This is a genomic window from Shewanella sp. BF02_Schw (assembly GCF_014596695.2).
Lineage (GTDB): Bacteria > Pseudomonadota > Gammaproteobacteria > Enterobacterales > Shewanellaceae > Shewanella.
Map to the genome: position 1 here is coordinate 1,773,902 of NZ_JABKAW020000001.1, position 24,807 is coordinate 1,798,708.

At 42.2% G+C, this 24,807-nt stretch carries 18 protein-coding genes; 7 read left to right on the forward strand and 11 right to left on the reverse strand.

Translation table 11 applies throughout. From position 1 onward, the window contains the following. Positions 1-83: 83 nt before the first annotated feature. Both HNW13_RS07835 and HNW13_RS07840 read left to right on the forward strand, forming a co-directional pair. Positions 84-428: an MGMT family protein gene (locus tag HNW13_RS07835; RefSeq protein WP_101088408.1), complete on the forward strand. Its 345-nt coding sequence runs from the start codon at positions 84-86 to the stop codon at positions 426-428. Positions 429-503: 75 nt separating this feature from the next. Continuing rightward, positions 504-1,463 (forward strand): DUF3108 domain-containing protein, encoded by a 960-nt coding sequence (locus HNW13_RS07840; protein WP_192115157.1) that lies wholly within the window; start codon positions 504-506, stop codon positions 1,461-1,463. On the opposite strand, the gene HNW13_RS07845 is transcribed toward HNW13_RS07840, so the two are convergent. Beyond that, positions 1,449-2,225: a class II glutamine amidotransferase gene (locus HNW13_RS07845; protein ID WP_101088409.1), complete on the reverse strand. Its 777-nt coding sequence runs from the start codon at positions 2,223-2,225 to the stop codon at positions 1,449-1,451. The two genes, HNW13_RS07840 and HNW13_RS07845, sit on opposite strands and share 15 nt — an antisense overlap. A 248-nt stretch (positions 2,226-2,473) precedes the next feature. On the opposite strand from HNW13_RS07845, the gene fadE reads away from it, so the two are divergent. Next, positions 2,474-4,921 (forward strand): acyl-CoA dehydrogenase FadE, encoded by a 2,448-nt coding sequence (gene fadE / locus HNW13_RS07850; protein ID WP_192114833.1) that lies wholly within the window; start codon positions 2,474-2,476, stop codon positions 4,919-4,921. A gap of 85 nt (positions 4,922-5,006) precedes the next feature. Continuing rightward, entirely contained in the window at positions 5,007-5,441 is a 435-nt protein-coding gene (locus tag HNW13_RS07855) for a PaaI family thioesterase (protein WP_208062823.1), read from the forward strand. Positions 5,442-5,702: 261 nt separating this feature from the next. On the opposite strand, the gene HNW13_RS07860 is transcribed toward HNW13_RS07855, so the two are convergent. The 4 genes from HNW13_RS07860 to dapA all read right to left on the reverse strand — a co-directional run bounded on the left by HNW13_RS07860 (position 5,703) and on the right by dapA (position 12,384). Continuing rightward, positions 5,703-8,798 carry an efflux RND transporter permease subunit gene (locus tag HNW13_RS07860; protein WP_192114832.1) on the reverse strand — a complete coding sequence of 1,032 codons (3,096 nt, stop codon included), beginning with the start codon at positions 8,796-8,798 and terminating at the stop codon, positions 5,703-5,705. Next, positions 8,795-9,877 carry an efflux RND transporter periplasmic adaptor subunit gene (locus tag HNW13_RS07865; protein WP_101088413.1) on the reverse strand — a complete coding sequence of 361 codons (1,083 nt, stop codon included), beginning with the start codon at positions 9,875-9,877 and terminating at the stop codon, positions 8,795-8,797. The genes HNW13_RS07860 and HNW13_RS07865 overlap by 4 nt, the downstream gene beginning before the upstream one ends. A gap of 520 nt (positions 9,878-10,397) precedes the next feature. Next, positions 10,398-11,495: an outer membrane protein assembly factor BamC gene (gene bamC / locus HNW13_RS07870; RefSeq protein WP_101088414.1), complete on the reverse strand. Its 1,098-nt coding sequence runs from the start codon at positions 11,493-11,495 to the stop codon at positions 10,398-10,400. A 4-nt stretch (positions 11,496-11,499) separates the two neighbouring features. Continuing rightward, positions 11,500-12,384 carry a 4-hydroxy-tetrahydrodipicolinate synthase gene (dapA, locus tag HNW13_RS07875; RefSeq protein ID WP_101088415.1) on the reverse strand — a complete coding sequence of 295 codons (885 nt, stop codon included), beginning with the start codon at positions 12,382-12,384 and terminating at the stop codon, positions 11,500-11,502. A 284-nt stretch (positions 12,385-12,668) separates the two neighbouring features. Here dapA and HNW13_RS07880 point away from each other — a divergent pair, with 284 nt between their 5' ends. Both HNW13_RS07880 and bcp read left to right on the forward strand, forming a co-directional pair. Further along, positions 12,669-13,205, forward strand: a complete 537-nt coding sequence (locus HNW13_RS07880; RefSeq protein WP_101088416.1) for an ACT domain-containing protein — start codon at positions 12,669-12,671, stop codon at positions 13,203-13,205. A gap of 82 nt (positions 13,206-13,287) precedes the next feature. Continuing rightward, positions 13,288-13,755, forward strand: a complete 468-nt coding sequence (gene bcp / locus HNW13_RS07885) for a thioredoxin-dependent thiol peroxidase (protein ID WP_101088417.1) — start codon at positions 13,288-13,290, stop codon at positions 13,753-13,755. A gap of 191 nt (positions 13,756-13,946) precedes the next feature. Here the strand turns inward: bcp and HNW13_RS07890 are convergent, their stop codons facing one another. From HNW13_RS07890 to HNW13_RS07915, 6 genes are all read right to left on the reverse strand, one after another. Further along, positions 13,947-16,115, reverse strand: a complete 2,169-nt coding sequence (locus HNW13_RS07890; RefSeq protein ID WP_192114831.1) for a cation:proton antiporter — start codon at positions 16,113-16,115, stop codon at positions 13,947-13,949. A gap of 481 nt (positions 16,116-16,596) precedes the next feature. Continuing rightward, the gene (prpF, locus tag HNW13_RS07895) at positions 16,597-17,766 is read right to left on the reverse strand and encodes a 2-methylaconitate cis-trans isomerase PrpF (protein ID WP_192114830.1); all 1,170 of its coding nucleotides are present in this window, start codon (positions 17,764-17,766) and stop codon (positions 16,597-16,599) included. Between the two features lie 128 nt (positions 17,767-17,894). Next, positions 17,895-20,486, reverse strand: coding sequence for a Fe/S-dependent 2-methylisocitrate dehydratase AcnD (gene acnD, locus HNW13_RS07900; protein ID WP_192114829.1), 2,592 nt, complete (start codon positions 20,484-20,486; stop codon positions 17,895-17,897). An 87-nt stretch (positions 20,487-20,573) separates the two neighbouring features. Next, positions 20,574-21,698 (reverse strand): 2-methylcitrate synthase, encoded by a 1,125-nt coding sequence (gene prpC / locus HNW13_RS07905; RefSeq protein ID WP_101088421.1) that lies wholly within the window; start codon positions 21,696-21,698, stop codon positions 20,574-20,576. A gap of 104 nt (positions 21,699-21,802) precedes the next feature. Next, a complete protein-coding gene (gene prpB / locus HNW13_RS07910) occupies positions 21,803-22,681 on the reverse strand; it encodes a methylisocitrate lyase (protein ID WP_192114828.1) in 879 nt (292 codons plus the stop codon). A 56-nt stretch (positions 22,682-22,737) separates the two neighbouring features. Continuing rightward, positions 22,738-23,388, reverse strand: a complete 651-nt coding sequence (locus HNW13_RS07915) for a GntR family transcriptional regulator (RefSeq protein ID WP_123883537.1) — start codon at positions 23,386-23,388, stop codon at positions 22,738-22,740. 347 nt (positions 23,389-23,735) lie between these two features. Here HNW13_RS07915 and HNW13_RS07920 point away from each other — a divergent pair, with 347 nt between their 5' ends. Further along, the gene (locus HNW13_RS07920; RefSeq protein ID WP_192114827.1) at positions 23,736-24,635 is read left to right on the forward strand and encodes a LysR family transcriptional regulator; all 900 of its coding nucleotides are present in this window, start codon (positions 23,736-23,738) and stop codon (positions 24,633-24,635) included. Positions 24,636-24,807: the final 172 nt, after the last annotated feature.

The following is a 24,807-nucleotide window of genomic DNA, read 5'->3' on the forward strand; positions in this document are numbered from 1 at the left end:
CGGTTGTACTATGGCCGCAATTTTTCTATTATCTGTTGCTAATACACCACTAAACTCTGCTTGAAGACGTTATATGGGAGCACATGACTAAACTGACGCCAATGGAGCGAATATGGTTTATTGTAAATATTATCCCTCAAGGCACTGTGCTACCTTATGGGATTGTTGCTGATTTAGCAGGGTTACCTGGTCGAGCACGTTATGTCTCTAGAGCATTGAAATTAGCGCCTGAAACACTTGGGCTCCCATGGCATAGGGTTATCAATAGTCAAGGTAAGATTTCCTTTGCAAAAAATACCGAACCTTTTCAAACACAGCAAGAATTACTAAGATTAGAAGGTATCACAGTGAACATAGGCAAGGTTTCGTTGTCTCAATATCAATGGAAACCCGATCTAGCCACCCTGGTAATGACATTACCGTTTTAATCTTAGCTTATTCAGAATTCTAAACTTTAAGGTAATTATACATTGGTCAATAAATTAACTCGCTTATTCACTCTGATGTTGTCCACCTGTCCGGTGTTTTTCGTACAGGCAACTGACATTCAACAACTCACTGCAGATACTGAGTCTACGGCTAAATTGGCTGTGTCAGAAACGGCTATGATTACAGAAAAACTCGAGCAAATTAATGTCCCGGCTTCATTAGATGCAATCCAACAAGCTGCTATCTTATCGCCATTAACAGCCCACAGTGCTAAATATAATGTGTTTTATGGCAGCTTCGAACTAGGTGAAGCAAATTATCGTTTACCCGCAACCGACAGTGGCTTTTACAGCTATCATTTCGACAGCGATGTCAGTTTATTAATGCTGTCTGATCAACGTCATCTTACCAGCGAATTCACCCTTGAAAATGGTAAATTAGTGCCATTTCGATACATACAAGAACGCACTGGTACTGGCAGTGATTACACTGAACAGACTGCTTTTGCTAAAGCACAGAAATTTATTCATACCATTTATAAGCAAGAAGCATTAAAGCTACCATATGAAGAAAAGGTGTTTGATCCGTTAATGGTTCAATTACAATTCAGAATGGATCTAGCGGCCAACATACGACCATTAGATTATAAAATGGTTAAAGAAAAAGAAGTCGATGATTATCAATTTAGAGTCATCGGCAAAGAAAAAGTCACCATAAAAAGTGGTACTTACGATACCGTCAAAGTTGAAGTGGTGCGTGACAGTACCAAAAGACAAACATTTTTCTGGATGGCGCCTGATTTAGCTTACCTACCCGTTCGTTTGAGCCACTTTTCAAAAGGCAGCAAACAGCTCGATATTCAGCTAGCCAGCTACCAATTCGAAAAACCATTGCCTCCCATGACGCCCGTCGTCATCGACGGTCCTAAGCCTGAAGCTTCAACTACTGTGGATGAACTAGTCTCTGAAGCTGAAAATGACGCTGGCATTAGTGAGTCTGAATTAGATGAAATAAAACAGCTAGCTGTTGATTAACTCGCCTTTACGGAACAACTTCCACTCACCTGGTTGTAAAACAACCCAATTTTCATTATTGGTTAATGGTCTAGTCGCAATCACAGTCACCACGTCATTTGGCGTGGTTTCTTGACTAAAATCGATAACTACATTGGTATCAATCAAGGTAGCTTGTCCAAATGGAGCACGGCGAGTGATGTGACATAGGTTGTTAGTGCAATAGGTCATTAAGTCTATGCCATTGCTCAACAACATATTAAACACACCTAATTGTCTTATTTCATCTGCGAGCAGGCTTATATACTGAAACACTTCATTCATGTTTTCAGGTTCATACTCGCCAAACTTATTAACCACTGATTCCAATATCCAGCAAAAAGCCAGTTCACTGTCAGTATCGCCAACAGGCTGAAAACGTGACACTGAAAAAGTGGATTGATAATCGGTTAATTGGCCATTGTGCGCATAAGTCCAATAACGGCCCCATAGCTCACGACTAAATGGGTGAGTATTGACCAAGGACACACAACCTCGATTAGCTTGGCGAATATGACTTATCACGATTTCACTTTTAATCGGATATGACTTAATAAGTTCGGCAATATGTGACTTACTGCTAGGACAAGCATCTTTAAAAGTACGGTTACCTTTACCTTCATAGAAAGTAATTCCCCAGCCATCAACATGAGGACCAGTAACGCCACCGCGTTCAGCTAAGCCGGTAAAACTAAAAACAATATCCGTTGGCACATTGGCACTCATCGCCAGTAATTCACACATTAGCCTTGCCTTTTATGTTGCTATATTGAGCTAAACACTTTTGAAGAACGTATTGTAACTACTAAGCTAATTGAGTGGAACATTTCAGACACACAAATATTTAAACAATTGTTTGAAAAACACTTGTATTCGAGGCCCCATAAGGTTAACTTTTACGAGACACAGGTCTGACCACGTTCATTCTTGTGAATGAGATCAATAATAAATAAGCTATTTTGTCTACATAAATAGCTTTAAGGAGAAGTACATTGACCACCCTACTTTGGATCATCGCGATGATCTTTGTGCTCGGCGCCATGGCATACCTGCGGGTATCGTTATTATCTACAACAATTGCTGCGGCGATTGTGTTAGTTGTCGGTAGCACTTTGGACATTATTAGTGTAATAACATGGATTGTTTTCCTTGTCATTGCACTGCCACTAAACATCAAATCATTCAGACAGAATTTTATCAGTCGTCCACTGATAAAAGTGTATCGCGGTATCATGCCAGAGATGTCTTCTACTGAAAAAGAAGCCATTGAAGCAGGTACAACGTGGTGGGAAGCAGATTTATTTGCAGGTAACCCTAACTGGAGCAAATTACACAACTATCCTAAAGCGCGTTTAACTGCTGATGAGCAAGCATTCATAGACGGACCGGTTGAAGAAGTATGTAAAATGCTCAATCAACACGAAGTGTCGCATGTGCTAGGTGACTTGCCACAAGATGTATGGCAATTCTTAAAAGATAACGGTTTCTTCGCGATGATCATTAAGAAGAAGTATGGCGGTTTAGAATATTCTGCTTATGCTCAATCTTGTGTATTACAGAAACTTGCTGGTGTGAGTAGCGAACTTGCCTCAACAGTCGGTGTTCCTAACTCGTTAGGCCCTGGTGAGTTATTACAGCACTATGGTACTAAAGAGCAGCAAGATCATTACCTACCTCGTTTAGCTCAAGGTTTAGAAGTGCCATGTTTTGCACTTACTAGCCCTGAAGCAGGCAGTGATGCTGGCTCAATCCCAGATTTCGGTGTTGTATGTAAAGGTGAATTCCAAGGCGAAGAAGTTCTTGGTATGAAGCTAACGTGGAACAAGCGCTACATTACCTTAGCACCTGTTGCTACCGTACTTGGGCTTGCGTTTAAACTACGCGACCCTGATCACCTACTAGGTGATAAAGAAGAATTAGGCATTACTTGTGCGCTTATTCCTACTGACATTCCAGGTGTTGAAACTGGACGTCGTCACTTCCCATTGAACTGTATGTTCCAAAATGGTCCAACACGCGGTAACGAAGTGTTTGTACCATTAAGCTTCATTATTGGTGGTCCAGAAATGGCTGGTCAAGGTTGGAGAATGTTGGTTGAGTGTCTATCTGTAGGTCGTGGTATTACCTTACCGTCAAACTCAGCTGGTGGCGTTAAAACGGCCGCTGTTGCTACCGGTGCTTATGCACGTATTCGTCGTCAATTTAAATTACCTATCGGTAAGTTAGAAGGCATCGAAGAGCCAATGGCACGTTTAGGCGGTAATGCTTATCTAATGGATGCAGTGGCAACATTAACCACTACCGCTATCGATTTAGGTGAAAAGCCATCGGTTGTTTCAGCTATCGTTAAATTCCACTTAACCGACAGAATGCAAAAGTGTGTTATTGATGCAATGGACATACACGGTGGTAAAGGTGTGTGTCTAGGGCCGAATAACTACTTAGGCCGTGGCTATCAAGCTGCACCGATTGCGATTACTGTAGAAGGTGCAAATATTCTAACTCGCTCAATGATCATTTATGGACAAGGCGCAATTCGCTGTCATCCGTATGTATTGGCCGAAATGGAGTCAGCTTTTGATACTGATGCAAATCGTGGTTTAGCTAACTTCGACGCGGCTATCTTTGGTCATATTGGCTTTGCAACGTCTAACTTCATTCGTAGCTTCTGGATGGGCATAACCTCATCTCGTTTCTCGAATAGCCCTTACTCAGATAAAACCAAGCGTTACTATCAACAGATGAACCGTTTCAGTGCTAACTTAGCATTATTATCTGACTTAGCGATGGCTACACTGGGTGGAAACCTAAAACGTAAAGAACGTATTTCTGCTCGTTTAGGTGATTTGTTGAGCCAGCTATACCTGACTTCTGCAACGCTAAAACGTTATGAAGATGATGGTCGTTTAACTGAAGATTTACCTTTAGTTCAATGGGCTGTTGAAGATTCGTTGTACAAGTTACAAGATTCGTTAGATGACTTACTGAACAACTTCCCAATGGGTTTAGGCATTGCACTTCGCGCCGTTATCTTCCCATTCGGTCGTCCAATTAAGCGCCCTAGTGATGTATTAGATCACAAAGTGGCTAAGATAATGCAAACTCCTTGTGCTAGTCGTGACCGTTTAGGTAAAGGCCAGTTCTGGACTGCATCTGAGTTCAATGCTGTAGGTATCCAAGAACAAACGTTTAAAGATATCCTTGCCGCAGAGCCACTGTACGACAAAGTCTGTAAAGCTGCGGGTAAGCGTCTGCCATTTATGTGGTTAGATAAAGTTGCTGCTGAAGGTAAAGCGCTTGGTGTGTTAAGCGACAGCGAAATCGCTTTACTTGAACGAGCTGAAATTGGTCGCTTAAAATCAATTAACGTTGATGATTTCGATACCGATGAGCTTCGTGCGCAACTAGCACCTAAAGCTAAGCAAGAAAAAGCAGCCTAGCTGCTAGGTTAAAACCTAAAATAAAAAGGGTAAAGCGCAAGCTTTACCCTTTTTTATCGCTAAAAATTGATGCTATCGATCAAGGATAATAATGAAACAACTCACCGGATTACAACTGATGCAAGCCATGCTTAATGGCGACATACCTGCCCCGTCAATAACGCAAACCATACCGATGAAAGCTATCGAGGTCAGTGAAGGCGCAGTAACGTTTGAAGCCCATGCAGATGATCGTCATTTAAACCCGATGGGCGGCGTACACGGTGGCTTTGCAGCGACAGTCATGGACACAGTAACAGCCTGCGCGGTTCATTCATCACTCCCAGCAGGTGTCAGTTATTCAACCATTGATTTGAACATTAAAATGGTTCGGCCTGTGCCACAAAACCAGCGATTGATCGCCAAAGGGAGCTTAATGAACTTATCAAAATCGTTAGGCATATCTGAAGGCACTTTAACCACTGAAGCAGGTAAGTTACTCGCTACCGCTACAGCGACCTGCCTTATTCTGCGCCCTTAGGTAGTTGGCTAAACGGTACTTTGCACTTTGAACTTTGCACTGCTAGATGAAACGGCATAATAATACTTATTCCATTAGTAATTAACTCCAGCGCTGCCATTCCGTTTTCAGTTTAAATGCCTCGATAAAGCCAAGTTTGCTCCTCGTAAATAATTGAAACAAAAAAGCCAGTCACTTCAATTACTGGCTTTTTTATATATCCTGATTTCAGGTTGTATCAGTGATTACGAATCAAGGATTACGAATCAATGTTAAACGTGATTAGCCTTCTTTTAACTCTATCTCTAACTGCTTAGCGACCGCTTCTGGTGAGCTACTATTACGAGCAAACAAGCTATAAGCAACAGGAATAACGATTAAGGTAAAGAAGGTTGCCAGTAAAATGCCTGATAACACCACGACTCCAATAACAAAACGAGTTTCAGCCCCTGCACCACTGGATAACACTAATGGAATAGCCCCAGCCGCAGTCGTAATACCGGTCATTAGAATAGGTCGTAATCGTTGAGTCGAAGCCTGCAAAATCGCTTGTTGGAATTCAACACCACGGTCTCGTAATTGATTGGCAAACTCAACGATTAAAATGCCGTTTTTAGCCGCCAAACCAACCAGCATGATAATGCCAATTTGACTGTAAATATTAATACTCTGGCCGGTAAACCATAACCCAATTAACGCCCCTAACGTTGCTAACGGAACGGTTAACATGATCACCATAGGATGAATATAGCTTTCAAACTGAGCTGCAAGCACCAAAAATACAATACCTAATGCGAGTAAAAAGACAAAGTTCATCGAGTTACCCGACTCTTGGTAATCTAACGATGGCCCTTTATAACTTATCACCGCTTCTGCAGGCAAATAAGTTGTAGCAAGATCATTGAGATAATCTAACGCTTCACCCAGAGTATAATCATCGGCCAAATTGGCCTCTAAGGTAATAGCACGCATACGATTGTAACGATTTAACGAGCTGGCATCGGCAAACTCTTCAATCGAGACTAAGTTCGATAACGGGATCAGTTCTTGCGAACGATCCGAACGAACGTAAAGATTCTGCATATCCGTAGCAGTACTTTGATTGTCACGATTACCTTCGACAATCACATCATACTCTTCACCATCGCGCATAAAGGTTGTCACCAAGCGCGATCCAAGCACCGACTCTAATGTTCGGCCAATATGCGCAATTGATACCCCTAAATCTGCTGCACGTTCACGGTCAATCACCACTCTTAACTGAGGCTTGGTTTCTTGGTAATCGTGATCTAAACCAATGAGTTTATGATTTTCTTTGGCTTTCTCGAGCATAATGTCACGCCAATCAGCCAGTTCTTCGTAGCTTGGGCCACCAATCACAAACTGCACTGGTTTACCCACACCGCGACCAAAGGCTTGGCGCATTATCGGGAATGCACGAATACCGGCTAAATCTGATAGACGATTACGGATATCGACAATAATTTCATTGGCACTGCGACGTTCAGCCCAATCTTCCAAAACGATAATAGCCATACCGTTAGAAAAGTCTGATGCGGTGCCAAAGCCACGAGGAGCGCGGATCAATAAGCGCTTAATATCGCCACTTTCAACCAAAGGCATTAAGCGGCCTTCAACTTCATCCATGTATTTTTCGATGTATTCAAAGCTGGCACCTTGAGGTCCATTGACCATTAAAAACATCGAGCCACGGTCTTCTTGTGGAGCAAATTCTTGAGGGATTTTATTCAATAAAAAACCACTTAATGCAAACGAGATTAATACGATTAATGACACTAATATAGGTCGCTTAACCCCTGCTTGCAAGCTTATCAAATACCAGCCCGATATCTTGCTCATCATTTTATCGATTTGTTTAACCAGCCAAGGATCTTGTGTTGCAGGCTTTAATAACTTTGAGCACATCATCGGGCTTAATGTTAACGCCACAATACTGGAAAAAATCACAGCCGCACTCATGGTGACCGCAAATTCTTTAAACAGCTTGCCTAAATCGCCCTCTAAGAAGGTAATAGGCATAAATACAGCTACCAGTACCAAAGTCGTTGCCACAATGGCAAAGCCCACTTCACGCGCACCTAGAAAGGCTGCTTTAAGCGGAGAATCACCTTCTTCAATCCGTCGATGAATATTCTCTAACATCACAATGGCATCATCAACCACCATACCAATCGCCAGGATCATCGCTAATAGGGTCAGTAAGTTGATGGTATACCCTAGTGCATATAGCACTATAAACGTCCCCATTAAGGATACGGGCACAGTGATGGCTGGAATTAACATCGCCCTCACCGAGCCTAAAAACAAGTAAATAACAATAATCACTAACACCATGGCGATAAACAGTGTTTGATAAACCTCATCAATAGAAGCTTCAATAAACACCGAGCTGTCGTATGAGCGTTTAATCTCCATGCCTGCTGGCAATGTGGGGTTAAGTTTGTCTACCAACGCATTAGCAGCGCGTGCCACTTCAAGGGTGTTAGCGGTAGATTGCTTACTGACCCCTAAACCAATCATTGCCTCTTTGTTACCTCGGAAAATAATCCGCTCTTCCTCGGAGCCGATTTCTACCTTGGCAACATCGCTTAATTTAACTAAATAACCATCATCGCCCTGCATGATCACCAAGTTAGAAAAATCTTCCGCCGTTTTAAATACCCTGTCCAGACGCACGGTAAAATGACGTTCTTTGGATTCAATAGAACCCGCTGGTAACTCAACGTTTTCAGAACGTAATGCAGCTTCGACATCAGATACCGTTAGGTTGCGCGATGCTAATGCTTGGCGATCGATCCAAATTCGCAGCGCATACACTTTGCCGCCACCTAAACGTAACGTTGACACGCCATCGATAACTGAAAATCTATCTACTAAATAACGATTTGCGTAATCAGTCAGCTGCAAGATATCCATTTGGTCGGACACCAAATTGAGCCACATAATGACTTCATCACTGCCGTTAGCTTTGTAAATTGAGGGAGCATCAGCTTCTTCAGGAAGCTGTTCTAATAAACCTGAAATACGATCACGAACATCATTGGTCGCGGCTTCGATATCTCGATTAATATCAAATTCAATGGTAACGCTTGAACGGCCATCACTGCTTGACGAACTTATATGACGGATGCCTTCAACACCACTTATCCGGTCTTCGATAAGTTGAGTGATTCGACTTTCAACCACAGAAGCACTGGCGCCACGGTAACTGGTCTCGACCGACACAATTGGCGGATCGATATTTGGATATTCCCGCAAGGGTAATTTATCGAATGATACCAAGCCTAAAACAATCAATAAGATACTAATAACAGATGCAAAAACAGGCCGTTTAACCGATAAGTCAGTTAATATCATGCTGACGTCTCCATGCCTTCTACTTGCGCAAACTTAAAGTTTTCCGCTTGCTCAACTTGAACTTTATCTCCTGGTCGAACTTTTAAAATACCGCGAATAATCACTTGTTGATCAACCTTAAGCCCGTCGGTTATTTCAACCCAGCCACGAGTCCGGCTGCCTAAAGTTACCTGCTGCTGTTCAACAACATTTTCAGCATTTACTACATAAACAAAATGCTTATTTTGAATAGGAATAATTGCGGCTTCAGGTAATAGTAATGCTTCACGACTTTGCTTAATAAGGCGCACTTTCATCAACATGCCGGGCAGTATCTTAAAATCATCATTAGGCATTACCGCGCGTACCACTACCGCTCGAGTATCTGGGTTAACGCGGCTATCAATCGAAGTAACAACGCCTTTAAATATCTGGTCGGGATACGCAACCGCTTTGGCTTCAACGAGTTTTCCTGGTTGTAATTCTTGAATAAAACGCTCTGGCACAGAAAAATCTAATTTAATTTTACTCACATCGTCTAGGGTACTAATTTGCTCACCTGGGGTCACTAAGCTACCCACACTCACTTGGCGTAAACCTAATTTACCTGAAAATGGTGCTTTAATTGCGCGGTCTTCTAGCGCAGCTTTAGCCTGCGCAACTTCTGCACGAGTGGTATCAATTAAACTTTGTAAGCGATCACGCTCTAATTCAGCAATCGTTTTGCTGGTGACCAATGTACGAATACGATCTAATTCACGTAGATTTTCAACTAACTTAATTTCGGTTACGGCTACTTTTGCTTTATGTTCATCATTTCTCAGTTGTACTAATAACGCCCCTTTTTCAACTAAATCGCCATCGTTGAAATTAATACTAGTGACAATTTCAGTGATTTTGGATGTAACGATAATAGACTCATAGGCTTTACCCGTACCCAATGCTTCGACTTCATCACGAATAGGCATAATCGCCACCTTGGCAACCACAACATTAGGTATGGGCCTTGGACGTTGAACTATCGCTTCTTTAGGAGACAGTAAATAGTAAGCCGACAGTGCAGCTAGCACTATGGCGATCAGTACGATTATCTTTTTCATTTCGAGTCCGTAACCATCAAAGGTTGCATGAATTATATATATGATTTTCTATTTAATGTGATTGTACTTAGCAATAAATCCACATCAAGTTGTTTTACTTTTGCTTACAAATTACGAACAGATTAAACAAATAGTTCACCCTTGGTAAATATGCATTTTATTCACATTTTTAGCGTAATTTATGCATATTTGGTTATTTATACGCATTATTTGAATATTTAAACAATGAAAATCCAAACTGTTCGACACATGCTGTGACAAATCGTGTTTGGCTTCAGATTCAATCGGGGCATATGTTGCCAGGGATAACGGCTATAAATTTGTACTGCCTAATATTGTTATTGCTCAACAATAAAGCCTGTATGTTAGGGATACTACTTGAAATGGATAATTCAAACTGGGTTGATAGGTGCTGAATAGCGTCCTATTGAATCGAATAAAAATGGTAACTTACAAATGAACAAAATAAAAAGAGACGCTTGATGCGTCTCTTTCCTGCTTAATTACCAAACCATAGACCTTAACGGACTTTACGGTCTTCTTGCATTAGATCAGAGATAATTTTGTACACTTCGGTAATAGACTCATCCGATAACGGTTTGTCTTCTACATCATGCAGTAATATTTTAGTCTGATTAGCATCATCAGTTTCTTTAAGCAGTAAACGATAATTGCCTTTTTTCAATGACAATTTTTCTTCGCTCCACAAAGAGCTCCAGAAACCACCGCTTTCTTCTAAATTAATATAAAACAGGCCTTTGCTGTTATCAGTATCAACAACATCAAAACCCATTTCCGGTAATACTAGGCGTAAACGATCCCATACCGACTTATAGTTTGCTTCGGCTAACCAATAAGCAGATTCAGTAGCGTTAGTGACTAAATCAACTTTAATACCAAGGCTTTGCTCAATTCGTGCAGCACGGATAGATTGATCACGTTTAATGCTCATATAAGCAATAGCATTATTTAGCATATCAGTGGTATAACGACGTTTGTCTTCACCGCTTAATAAAATTTTCTGATCTTTATCATCGTAAAACTCTTGATGCTCAACTAAATCAATCGACACAGAACCAGAACGGCCATGTGGTTTCACATCAACTTGGTAACGATAACGCTGACGCAGTTGATAAACCTTGTCACTGCCCCACCAATTAGATTCAATGATTTCATCATTTTCAATCCAATCTGTTTCAATAAAACCAGCGCTAAGGTCTTCGCTACGAACAGCGATGTTATTTTTGCTTAGATAACCGTCAATGACATCAAAAATTTCTTGTTTTAAATCAGTAGTACTTTCAATCGATTCAATCACCACACGAATACTATCACTGCTTTCTTCGATGTGTGTGCCTTCAGCCATTGGCAATACTTGCAATGGCGCACGGATATCAAGATTCTTGCCTACAAGCTGCTTGTTAACGTTATTACCAACAGCAGGTATGTCATATTCTTTGCTATAAGTAGGCGTATTCAAGCCCTGTGGGATCGTCAATAATGGCGTAGTTTCAGCATTAACGAAATCATCATTACCATTGGCCTGACGGCGATCTAATGGCGTACTGCAAGCTGATACAGCTGCAACAAGGAGTAACGGAGTGACTTTCTTTAACATGAATTTATTTTACCTCAATATGAGCTTGTTTCATTGTTTCTATTAACAGACCATGAAACTGCTCAGAAAGTTCAGTTAAAGGTAAACGAATATGACCATTAGCTATCAAACCCATTCGATGAACAGCCCATTTCACTGGAATTGGGTTGGCTTCACAAAATAACGAGCGATAAATACCCGTTAATGGTTGATCGATTGATTCAGCTAATTGTGCATTTTTGGCTAATGCAGCATCACACATGGCTTTAAACGCATGTGGAACAATATTATTTGCCACTGAAATCACGCCATTACCGCCCAGCAATAAAAACTCACGTGCTGTGGCATCATCGCCGCTATAAAGTAAAAAGTCTTCACCACAAAGTTCACGTAAACGCGCAACACGGCTTAAATCACCGGTGGCTTCTTTTACACCAATAATATTACTGACACTTGATAATTCAGCCACAGTTTCTGGTTTCATATCAACAGCAGTACGGCCTGGTACATTATAAAGAATTTGAGGAATATCAGTACTTGCAGCAACCGCCGTATAATGGGCAATTAATCCCTTAGGCGACGGTTTATTGTAATAAGGAGTCACGCCAAGCATGGCAACAACACCCGATTTTTGCATTGATTTGGTTAACTCAATCGCTTCTGCAGTGGCATTGGCGCCATTACCACCAATCACAGGAATACGACCTGATGCAAACTTAACAGTTTGGCTAACAACAGCAGCATGCTCTGTCATAGGCAGAGTTGCAGACTCGCCTGTAGTACCGACCGCGACAATGGCATCAGTACCTTGTTCAATATGGAACTCAACAAGCCTTTCAAGACTTGCATAATCTACTGTGCCATCACTATTCATTGGTGTGATTAAGGCTACGATGCTTCCGTTTATCATCTATCTTCCCCACGGTTTCAGGATTCGCTATGTTACTGATGCCAACCACTAATGACAAGCTCTACGGTAACCATAATCTGAAATAAGTCATTTATGCTATTTAATGCAGCGTAACCTAGCATCTTTGAAGCCATAGCGCTAAAAAATAATCACATTTATGTGAGTGATATAGGTTACTATATTGAGGTGTTTTAGTGAAAAATGATAGCATTAGCACCCGCACCAAAACTGACATGCTTCGGCATAAGTTTTCGCTCTAAGATATCAAAAAGTGAGGAAAATCCATGACCAATTATCTGGTCGTTACGGCAATGGGCGCAGACCGCCCAGGATTAGTGAGTCGTTTAGCGCGTTTAGCAAGTGATTGTGATTGCGATATAGTCGACAGTCGTATGGCATTATTTGGTAATGAATTTACCCTAATTATGATGATATCTGGCTCCTGGTCAGCTATAACAAAAATTGAAAGCTTATTGCCTGTGCTGAGTGTAGAACTTGAACTCATGACGGTCATGAAGCGAACGTCCAAACATACCCCAAAAAACTTTGTGTCTCGTATTGAAGTGATATTCAATGGTGAAGACCAACGCGGAACCATGAAGAGCATTACCCAGTTTTTGGCCGAAAGAGGCCTCGACTTAGCAGCTGTGCGCTCCCATGCGGATGACAATGATAGTCTTAAAACTCAGTCTATTTTATTAGCAATCAATATCCCTGATAAAATCAACCTATTGAAGCTTGAACAAGGTATTCATGAACTGGCCGAGTCTATGTCTCTAGAGTGCAGCATCAAGCGCATGCAGGGTATTGCCGCGCCATAACTACTCAGTTCACCTCTCGTTGATGTGAACCTTGTACGTGCTGATAACGTAATATCTGTATTTATCTGATAAAGGATCAATCATGAACACATTAAACGTTGGTGATACTGCACCAAATTTTACTCTGCAAAATCAAGCAGGTGAAGCGGTATCACTGCAAGACACCTTGTCTAAAGGTCCTGTGCTAGTGTATTTCTACCCTAAAGCATCAACTCCTGGTTGCACAGTGCAAGCACAAGGCCTGCGCGATATCAAAACACAACTTGATGGTTTGAAGGTAACAGTATTCGGCATTAGCCCAGATCCTGTGGCTAAACTGGCCAAATTTGCCGACAAACAACAACTCAACTTCACGTTACTCAGTGATGAAGACCATGCGGTTGCTGATGGTTTTGGCGTATGGGGAGAGAAAAAATTTATGGGTAAAATTTACGATGGCATTCATCGCTTAAGTTTTATCGTCGGTACTGATGGCAAAATCAGCCATGTGTTGAATAAATTCAAAACCAAAGATCACCATGAAGTGGTTCTTGCCACGTTAGCTAAGTAATTTACTAGAGGTTTCTTCCTCCGATAAGTTTTACGCTTCATGAAGTAATAAAAAGGGCTTAGCAATTTATTGCTAAGCCCTTTTTAGTAACTGCTATTTCAAATATCGACACCAAACCGTTAACGCCTAAGCGCTAACATTTACACCGTTTTAGCATCTATACTGTTTTAATATCTATACCATTTTAGTATCTATACCGTTTTAGTATCGCTCGATTGCTGTGGCTTTTCTTCGTCGGCTGCAGTCTCTGCATCACTCGGCTCACTTGCAGCGCTTGCAGCGCTTGCAGCTTGTTTAGCCTTCTCTTGCGCGGCTAACTCTTTGGCTAGAATAGCTGTTTCTTGCTTCACTAATGCAGCCTCTTCATCAGCTAATAAGCGGGCTTTTTCTTGTTGTTCAAATAGCGCTAGCTCTTCTTCTTTACGGCGTGCTTTTTCAATAGTGCGTTGCTCGGCTTCTTGTGCTTCGCGAACAGCTCTTGCTTCAGCGGCCACTTTTGCTTCTGCTTCGGCGGCTATTTTAGCTTGGCGGTCGGCTTCGTCATCTAATGCTCGTTGAATAACAGCTTGGTCTTGCGCTTCTTGTGGCAATAAGCTTATTAACTCTATACCCACTGGTAACACTATCGTTTCAACACCAGATATGACTTTAACCTTGCCTTCTTTAGTTAAATAAACCAATGGCATAGCTGTATCACCATAACGCTTTTTGAAATGGTCATAGGTAAAGTTTTCAGTAATATTGGTAATTTTTAATACCGCGCCTTTAGCCATTAAACTGGCAATTTTGGCGTAAGATATATTCTCACCAAATAAACATAAGCGCTTGAGATAAGATTCAGACAACTGATGACGAGCACTGGCGCTGTCAGCGTTGTTTAAACCATAGACTTTTTCGGTGCCCATTAAATCTTGAAAGTGAAACGTCACCAACGGATTTAATTGACGGTATGGTGACATCACAAGCACTCGACCAATACCACTTAAGTCCATGAAATTAGATGCATGCTCTGACGCTGGGTTACCAAAATACACCGGAATATTGTCCATGCGCGCTTGGCGAATGCTATCCCAGTTGTTATCCGCAAGAATCACTTTAATATTTTTCGAAATTAAAATAGAAGCTAATTCACGCGAGAATTTAGACGCGCCAAAGATTAACACTCCTTGATTAGAACCCTCTTTCACACCTAAAAACTTAGCCCAACGACCGGCAGTTAAGCTTTGAATCACCACGGTACCAATAATAATTAAGAATACTAACGGTACAATTGAACTGGCACCTTCTAAGCCAACTGTTTCAAGTTTTATGGCAAATAATGATGAAATAGCTGCTGCAACAATACCGCGAGGCGCAACCCAACTTAAAAACCACTTATCTTTAGACGACAAATTAGTGCCTAAGCCTGAAATCCAAATACTGAGTGGACGAGCAATAAACATCGCTACTAAAAGCACCCCGACACCACCAAGTCCTAGATCAAGCATGGCGCCAGAATCCAGACGTGCCGCCAACAAAATAAACAACGCAGAAATCAGTAGTACAGTTAGGGTTTCTTTAAATTCTAAAATGTCAGCAATATCAACGCCGCGCATGTTTGCTAACCAAATACCCATTACCGTTACCGTTAACAGGCCAGACTCTTCTTGTAAAATGTTCGAACCAACAAAAATACCCAGCATAATGGTTAATACTGCGGTGTTGCGTAAGTAATGCGGGAACAAGTTTTTACGGATAGCTAAACCCGTTAAGTAACCGCCCGCTGCACCTAAGCCAAAACCGAGCACTAAGGTTAAGCCTAATGCATTCAATACGTGTGTGGTTGGGTCGGCTGTAACGGCGATATATTCAAATACCAATACAGCAAGTAACGCACCGATAGGATCAATAACGATGCCTTCCCAGCGTAATATACTGGCTAAATTTGATTTAGGTTGCACCGTACGCAACATAGGCACAATAACGGTTGGACCTGTCACCACCACTAATGCGCCAAATAACATGGCAATTGCCCAGTCAAAGCCAAGCAAATAATGCGCTGCAGGTGCAATGCACGCCCAGGTAATAAATGCGCCGATAGTGACAAGGTGGGTCACCATTCGTCCATGTTCTTTAATTTCTTTAAAGTTAAGTGTCAGCGCACCTTCAAACAGGATGACCGCAACACCTAACGAAATAATAGGAAACAATAAATCACCAAAGATTTCATCTGGGTCTAATATTCCTAATCCTGGCCCTAACAGTAAACCACATAATAAAAGTGGTAAAATTGCTGGCAGACGTAACTTCCAACCAACCCATTGACACAAAAGCGATAACACACCGATTAATGCCAGCATGCCTGTAATGTGTTCAACCATAATTGTTTCCTTTTGTATTGCTATCATTGCCAATGACTAACTTAAAATAAGCAATGCGACTCACGTTAATATCGTGCTCTAAATGCATTCAACTCGACTGTTTTATAACAACTTAATCAGCCAAATCATCAATTGATGATTAATCTATTGTGATTAATCAATCTTCTATTAATCGATAAAACCTACTGATATTTCCTTTTATTACATCATAATTACATGATGCTTATATGTCTGAACCCGTAAAAAGCAGCTGACAAAATCCAGCATATAACATACTAATTTAACAATAGGATCAAGACTTTTTTTGACCAATATCACATTTTATATCTTTTGGATATTTTTGGGATAAACATCTGATTTACATAAGCAAAAGACAATATAAGTTTAAACGCTAATCAATTGTTTTTTTATCTATTAATCCCGTATAAACAAAAACCTCAGCAAAAGCTGAGGTTTTATTTATAACATATACATAACGTGATTATTGTGGAATGCTCACCTTACCTTCCATTAATACTCGCGCACTTCGGCTCATAATAGCCTTTTTAACTTGCCATTGACCTTGCACTAACACCGCTTGAGCACCCACGCGTAGCGTGCCAGATGGATGACCAAAACGAACCGCACTCAGCTCACCACCGCCAGCAGCCAAATTAACTAATGTGCCAGGAATCGCCGCGGCAGTGCCAATGGCCACTGCTGCTGTGCCCATCATCGCATGATGCAGTTTACCCATAGAAAGGGCCCGCACGACCAGATCGATATCGTCAGTATTAACCGCTTTGCCACTGGATGAAATATAACCCGCAGCAGGCGCAACAAAAGCCACTTTAGGGGTATGTTGACGAGCAGCCGCTTCATCAATATGGTTGATTAAGCCCATTTTTACCGCACCATAAGCCCGAATAGTTTCAAACATGGCTAAGGCTTTATCGTCATTATTAATGTCATCTTGCAACTCAGTACCTTGATACTGAATATCGGCTGCATTAATAAAAATGGTTGGAATGCCCGCATTAATCATGGTGGCGTTAAAGGTCCCGACGCCTGGTACGTCAAGTGCATCGACCACGTTACCTGTAGGAAACATAGCGCCATCACCGTCGGCAGGATCTAAAAACTCCACTTGCACTTCAGCTGCGGGAAACGTCACACCATCAAGTTCAAAATCACCGGTTTCTTGTACTTCACCGTTGGTAATAGGGACATGAGCAATAATGGTTTTATGAATATTGGCTTGCCAAATACGCACAATTGCGGTGCCATTTTCAGGCACTCGGCTTGGATCGATTAAACCATTACTAATGGCAAATGAACCGACCGCCGCGGTTAAATTACCGCAGTTTCCGCTCCAATCAACAAACGGCTTATCAATCGATACTTGACCAAATAAATAATCAACATCGTGATCAACTTGAGTACTTTTGGATAAGATAACCGTTTTACTGGTACTTGACGTTGCTCCGCCCATACCATCGGTGTGTTTACCGTAAGGATCGGGACTGCCAATAACACGCAATAATATTGCATCACGAGCTGCACCAGCCACTTGAGCGGCTGCAGGCAAGTCAGTCAGGCTGAAAAACACCCCTTTACTGGTGCCGCCGCGCATATAAGTCGCTGGAATTTTCATTTGTGGTAAATGAGCCATCACATATTCCTAAAATAACAAAAGACCAAAGCGGCAGCCTATTAATAATCTAATAAGCTACCGATTGAGTAAGGCACTAACACTAGGTTATTGCCAAACCAACACTCACTTATTACCCCGAATTATGGTTAATTAGTTTCGTTGGCTAAAAAGTCCTGAGCAAAACGTTGTAATACACCGCCCGCTTCATAAATTGACAACTCTTCGGCAGTGTCAACACGACACTTAACCGGAATGGTCACTTGCTCACCATTTTTACGAGTCATAATCACATTTAACATTGCGCCCGGATTACGATCACCTACAACATCATAGGTTTCCGTGCCATCGATATGATAAGTATGTCGATTATGGCCTGCAGTGAACTCTAGCGGTAGCACACCCATACCGACTAAGTTAGTACGGTGAATACGCTCAAAGCCTTCAGCAACAATCACTTCAACCCCAGCAAGACGCACGCCTTTTGCCGCCCAGTCACGTGACGAACCTTGGCCATAGTCTGCACCAGCAATAATAATCAGTGGTTGCTTACGTTCCATATAGGTTTCAATCGCTTCCCACATGCGAGTGACTTGGCCTTCAGGCTCTATGCGCGCAAGTGATCCTTGCTTAACCTTGCCGTTTTCCTGCACCATTTCGTTAAACAGTTTAGGGTTCGCAAAGGTGGCACGCTGCGCAGTTAAGTGATCGCCACGATGAGTGGCATAAGAGTTAAAATCAGCTTCTGGCAAGCCCATTTTATCTAGGTATGCCCCTGCCGCACTGTCGAGCATAATCGCATTTGACGGCGATAAATGATCGGTAGTGATATTGTCACCGAGTACGGCTAATGGACGCATACCTTTCATGGTGCGCTCACTCGCCAAAGCTCCGTCCCAATAAGGTGGTCGGCGAATATAAGTACTTTGTGGACGCCAATCATATTGCGGATTTACGTGGCTACCATACTCGACTTTAATGTCGAACATTGGCTCATAGACTTTACGGAATTGCTCAGGCTTAACGCTTGCTTTAACAACTGCATCGATTTCTTCATCGGTTGGCCAAATATCTTTTAACGTGACAGCTTGACCTTGGTTATCGATACCTAAGATATCTTTTTCAATATCAAAACGAATCGTACCGGCAATGGCATAAGCAATGACCAAAGGTGGTGATGCTAAAAAGGCTTGTTTAGCATAAGGATGAATACGGCCATCAAAGTTACGATTGCCCGACAACACTGCGGTAGCGTATAAGTCGCGATCAATCACTTCTTGTTGAATAACCGGATCAAGCGCGCCGCTCATGCCGTTACACGTCGTACAGGCAAAACCGACAATACCAAAACCTAAGTTTTCAAGCTCAGGCAATAAACCTGCTTCTTCTAAATACAATTGCACCGCTTTAGAACCAGGCGCAAGCGATGATTTCACCCAAGGTTTACGTAATAAACCACGAGCATTAGCATTGCGAGCCAATAGACCTGCGGCAATCATATTGCGTGGGTTACTGGTGTTAGTACAACTGGTAATAGCGGCAATAATCACTGCACCATCGGGCATTTTACCGGGTTCGTTTTCAACCACACCACTAATGCCACGCGCCGCTAATTCAGATGTCGGCACGCGACTGTGTGGATTAGACGGGCCTGCAATGTTACGACCAACAGATGACAAGTCAAAGTGCAATACTCGCTCATACACAGCATTAGTTAAGGTATCAGCCCATAAACCCGCTTGTTTGGCATAGGTTTCAACTAGTTTAACTTGTGCATCTTCACGACCGGTTAACGTTAGATAATCGATAGTTTGTTTATCGATATAAAACATCGCCGCGGTGGCGCCGTATTCAGGCGTCATGTTAGTAATAGTGGCGCGATCGCCAAGGGTTAAATGGGTGGTCCCTTCGCCATAAAACTCAAGATACGATGACACCACTTTTTGCGCTCGCAAGTATTCAGTTAACGCCAGAACAATATCGGTAGCAGTAATGCCAGGTTGTGGCTTACCTGTGACTTCAACACCAACAATTTCCGGTAAACGCATGTATGAGGCACGGCCGAGCATGACGCTTTCGGCTTCTAAACCGCCCACACCAATGGCTATAACGCCTAACGCATCAACATGAGGTGTATGACTGTCGGTGCCCACTAAGGTGTCAGGAAACGCCACACCATTTTGAGCATGCACCACTGGCGACATACGCTCTAAGTTAATTTGATGCATGATGCCGTTACCCGGTTGGATAACATCAACGTTTTTAAATGCCGTTTTGGTCCAATTGATGAAATGGAAACGGTCTTCATTACGGCGGTCTTCAATGGCGCGGTTTTTCTCAAACGCGTCTTTTTCAAAACCAGCATGCTCTACAGCCAGCGAGTGATCGACAATCAATTGAGTCGGTACTACTGGATTCACTTTTGAGGGGTCACCGCCTTTTTCAGCAATCGCATCACGCAGACCCGCTAAGTCGACTAATGCGGTTTGGCCTAAAATATCATGACAAACCACACGGGCTGGATACCACGGAAAATCAAGGTCATTTTTACGTTCAATCAGCTGCTTTAACGAATCAGTAAGCATGTCAGGTGAGCAGCGACGGACTAAGTTCTCGGCAAACACACGAGAACAATAAGGTAGTTTGGCGTAGGCTCCAGCTTCAATCGCATCTACAGCCTCTTGGGTGTCAAAATAATCTAATTGGGTGCCAGGTAAGGCTTTACGGTATTGAGTATTCATAACTTCATCCACAATAAATATGAAAGGAATAAGCGCTAATCTATATCGAAAAAAGCCGAGTCATCATAACGAGACTCGGCATGCTGATTAACGTTGGCTAATAGGCGCCACTTTACGAGGCTCACTGCCCACATAATCTGCACTTGGACGAATAATGCGGTTGTTCGATCGCTGCTCCATTACATGTGCAGCCCAACCGGTTAAACGTGAACAAACGAAGATTGGCGTAAATAACTTAGTTGGAATGCCCATAAAATGATAAGCAGAGGCATGGAAGAAGTCAGCGTTACAGAATAACTTTTTGGTGTCCCACATAAACTCTTCACACGCGACAGAAATGTCATATAAAGAAGTGTCACCGTTTTCATGGGCCAGCTTTTCAGACCACTTTTTGATAATCACATTACGAGGATCAGACTCACTATAAATAGCATGACCAAAGCCCATGATTTTTTCTTTGCGTTCTAACATCAATGCCATTTGTACTTTAGCATCGGCTGGCGAGCTGAACTTTTGGATCATGTCCATCGCCGCTTCATTAGCACCACCGTGCAGTGGACCACGTAATGAACCAATCGCACCAGTAACACAAGAATACATATCCGATAAAGTTGAGGCACATACACGCGCGGTAAAGGTTGATGCGTTGAACTCATGCTCTGCATACAAAATCAACGACACATCCATTACACGGCGATGTTGCGCTGACGGCGTTTCACCGCGAAGCAGTTTAAGAAAATGTCCACCCAAAGAATCTTCATCTGTGGTGCAATCAATCTCAACACCGTCATGAGTGTAACGGTACCAATAACACATGATGGCCGGAAATGCGGCTAATAAGCGGTTCGACGCTTTGTGTTGCTGAGTGAAATCGACTTCTGGCTCAAGGTTACCTAAAAACGAGCAACCAGTTCGCATAACATCCATTGGATGAGCATCAGCAGGAATTAATTTTAATACCGCTTTTAGTGCATCGGGTAAATCACGCTGCGCTTTTAATTCTGCTTTATATGCAGTTAGCTGAGCCTGGTTTGGTAACTCGCCGTTAAATAATAAATAAGCGACTTCTTCAAAGGTAGCGTTATCAGCTAAATCAGATACATCGTAACCGCAGTACGTTAGGCCTGAACCTGATTTACCGACAGTACATAATTTTGTTTCGCCAGCACTCTGACCGCGTAATCCTGCGCCTGATAATTTCTTGTCTACCATGATATCTTCCTTCTTATGCTTTTCGCGATTTAACCATGCTAAATCGCGATTGTAGGGTATTGTTATTTTAGTGGTAATCGAGTCTTGCTGTCGTACTGAGGCCGTTATTTATTTTTGCCTTCGGCAAACAAACTGTCTAATTTTTGTTCATAATCGTGATAACCCAAATAGTCGTATAAATCCATACGAGTTTGCATGGTATCTACCACTGCTTTTTGGTCGCCATCGGTTAAAATAGCACTGTAAACATTTTCAGCTGCTTTGTTCATTGCACGGAATGCACTCAATGGGTATAACACCATTGCCGCGCCCCACTCGCCTAATTGTTGCTTATTCCATAATTCAGTTTGGCCAAACTCAGTAATGTTAGCCAAAATAGGCACATCTAATGCTTCAGCAAAGGCGCGGTAATGCTCTTCAGTTTTAATTGCTTCAGCAAAAATACCGTCAGCACCCGCTGCCACGTACGCTTTAGCACGTTCGATAGCGGCTTCTAACCCTTCTTGAGCAAACGAGTCTGTGCGCGCCATAATGAAAAAGTCTGGGTCAGTACGGGCATCAACCGCCGCTTTAATACGGTCGACCATTTCTTCTACTGGAACTATTTCTTTATTTGGACGATGACCACAACGCTTTTGCGCCACTTGGTCTTCCATGTGTACCGCTGCTGCGCCAGCCTTTTCCATATCACGAATGGTTTTGGCAATGTTAAATGCCCCGCCCCAACCCGTATCAATGTCCACCAGCAAAGGTAAGTCACAGGCTGAAGTAATTCGCTGCACATCAACCAGTACATCATTAAGTGATGTCATGCCTAAATCGGGTAAACCATAAGAGGCGTTAGCCACGCCGCCGCCAGACAAATAAATGGCCTGATGACCAATTTGCTTTGCCATCATGGCGGCATAAGCATTAATGGTACCGACAATTTGCAGTGGTTTGTTGTTAGTTAATGCTTGACGAAATTTTTTACCTGCGCTCATGATATTTTCCTTATATGCAATTATGACCGTGGGCGTAACACGCCACACGCAAGACATTACGATAATTTGTGTTCGATATTATTTTTAGAATACATAATATGGCGACGCATCAGCATTTCAGCTAATTCTGCATCACGATTTAAAATGGCCTGAACAATGTGTTTGTGTTCATCATAAGCGGTGGTCACACGCGGACCCGCCATGCCAAGTTGTACGCGATACATGCGCACTAAATGATAAATGCCATCAAACAGCATTGAAATTAGGTGTTTGTTTTTACTGCCTAAAATAATCCGATAATGAAAATCAACATCACCGGCTTCTTGATAATAAGACTCGCCCCCTTTGACCTCGTCAAAGTGAGATTGTAATAAACGGTTTAAATCGGCAATTTCGTCATCGGTCATGTTCTTTGCCGCTAAACGTGCCGCCATGCCTTCGAGTGATTCACGCACTTGATACAGTTCTATCAACCCTTGTGGAGATAACGCCACCACACGAGCGCCTACGTTGGCTTTACGCTCAACAATATGACACGACTCTAAGCGGTTAATGGCTTCACGGATCACGGCTCTACTCACTGCATACTTTGTCGACAATTCAGTTTCGCTCAATTTAGAGCCGGCCTGAATACGACCTTCGACTATATCGTCTCTAAGGGCTACAAAGGTCTTATCTGCAGAAGTAATCGGCTGGATCATATTCATACCTTGGATAATAAAAACTGACATTAAAAAACAGCTACACAAAACAAGTTGTCGACAATATAGCACCTTTAAATCGTATAACAACCCCAAAAGGCACTTTTTGTCGACAATTAATCCAATTCATCATAAAGCCTTAGCTATGACCAATTTATGACACCACTCAATAAACCTTAAGTCAGCCCATGCTAATATTAGCCACCACGGTATAACTCATCACGCCTTTGTGGTTCGATGATTACTCAGCTATCTGTACACACTATGTTGGGTTACACTCCTCTTTATAAAGTGATTGAGACATCGATTAATCCAACAATAAATAGAGCAATAAATACAATAAGGGTCTCTTGATGAGCCAACATTTAGCCTGCCAACTTGAATTGATCCATTTGTTTGTCCATGTCGTTAATGCCGGTGGTTTTTCATCTGCAGCACAAGAGTTAAAGTTGCCCATTGCCACGGTTAGCCGCAAAATTAGCAAATTAGAACAAAGCCTCAATACTCAGTTGATAATGCGCAGCACCCGTAAACTTCGATTAACTGAAGAAGGTGGGGCGTTATTTGACCGTTACTATAATGTGGTGGCGCAATTTGATCGTATTTGTGGTCAAACTATTAATGAGCCGCAAAGTACCTTACGGATATCGACACCCGTTTCGATAACCTCGATGATATTAATTGAGGCCATCAATGACTTTTCGAAACAACATCCGCACATTCAACTGCACATCACCCAAAATAACAGCACCATTGATTTGATAGATGAAGGAGTCGACGTTGCCATTGTCGGTGGCGCACAACCAGACTCATCTTGGGTATCAACATCGTTGGGAGTATTAAATTACGGCCTGTATGCATCACCTGAGTATGCCAAGCAACTCATTGATCTTCGCCACCCGCAGCAGCTAGTTGATTATCAGTTAATTAAAGTGTGGCCGCTATTTAACTGGACCTTAAAACATCACAGTGGTGAGCAGTATTATTACGATGGACCCGCTAAATTAACCCTAGGGGATTTACACGGCGCAATACGCGCCGCTGTCGGTGATGGCGGGATTTTATATGGACCAGAATTATTTGTTAAACCACAACTATTGAATGAAGAGCTAGTACCTGTGTTACCTGATTGGGCTGGTGAGCATCGACGTATCAGTATTTTGTATCATCAACGTCGCCAGCAACCCTTAAAAGTGAAATTGTTTATTGAGTTTATTCAGCAACGTGCTGCCACTATCTTCGACTTGTTCTAACTCGATTCGATTTTCGATGCTTAGGTGCTTAGGTGCTTAGATACTTAGATACTTAGAGTTTGAAGTGAAAGTTAAATCTACATGCGAAGTTGAATTTGAATTTGAATTTGAATTTGAATTTGAATTTGAATTTGAATTTGAATTTGAATTTTAGTTTAAATTTGAATTTGAA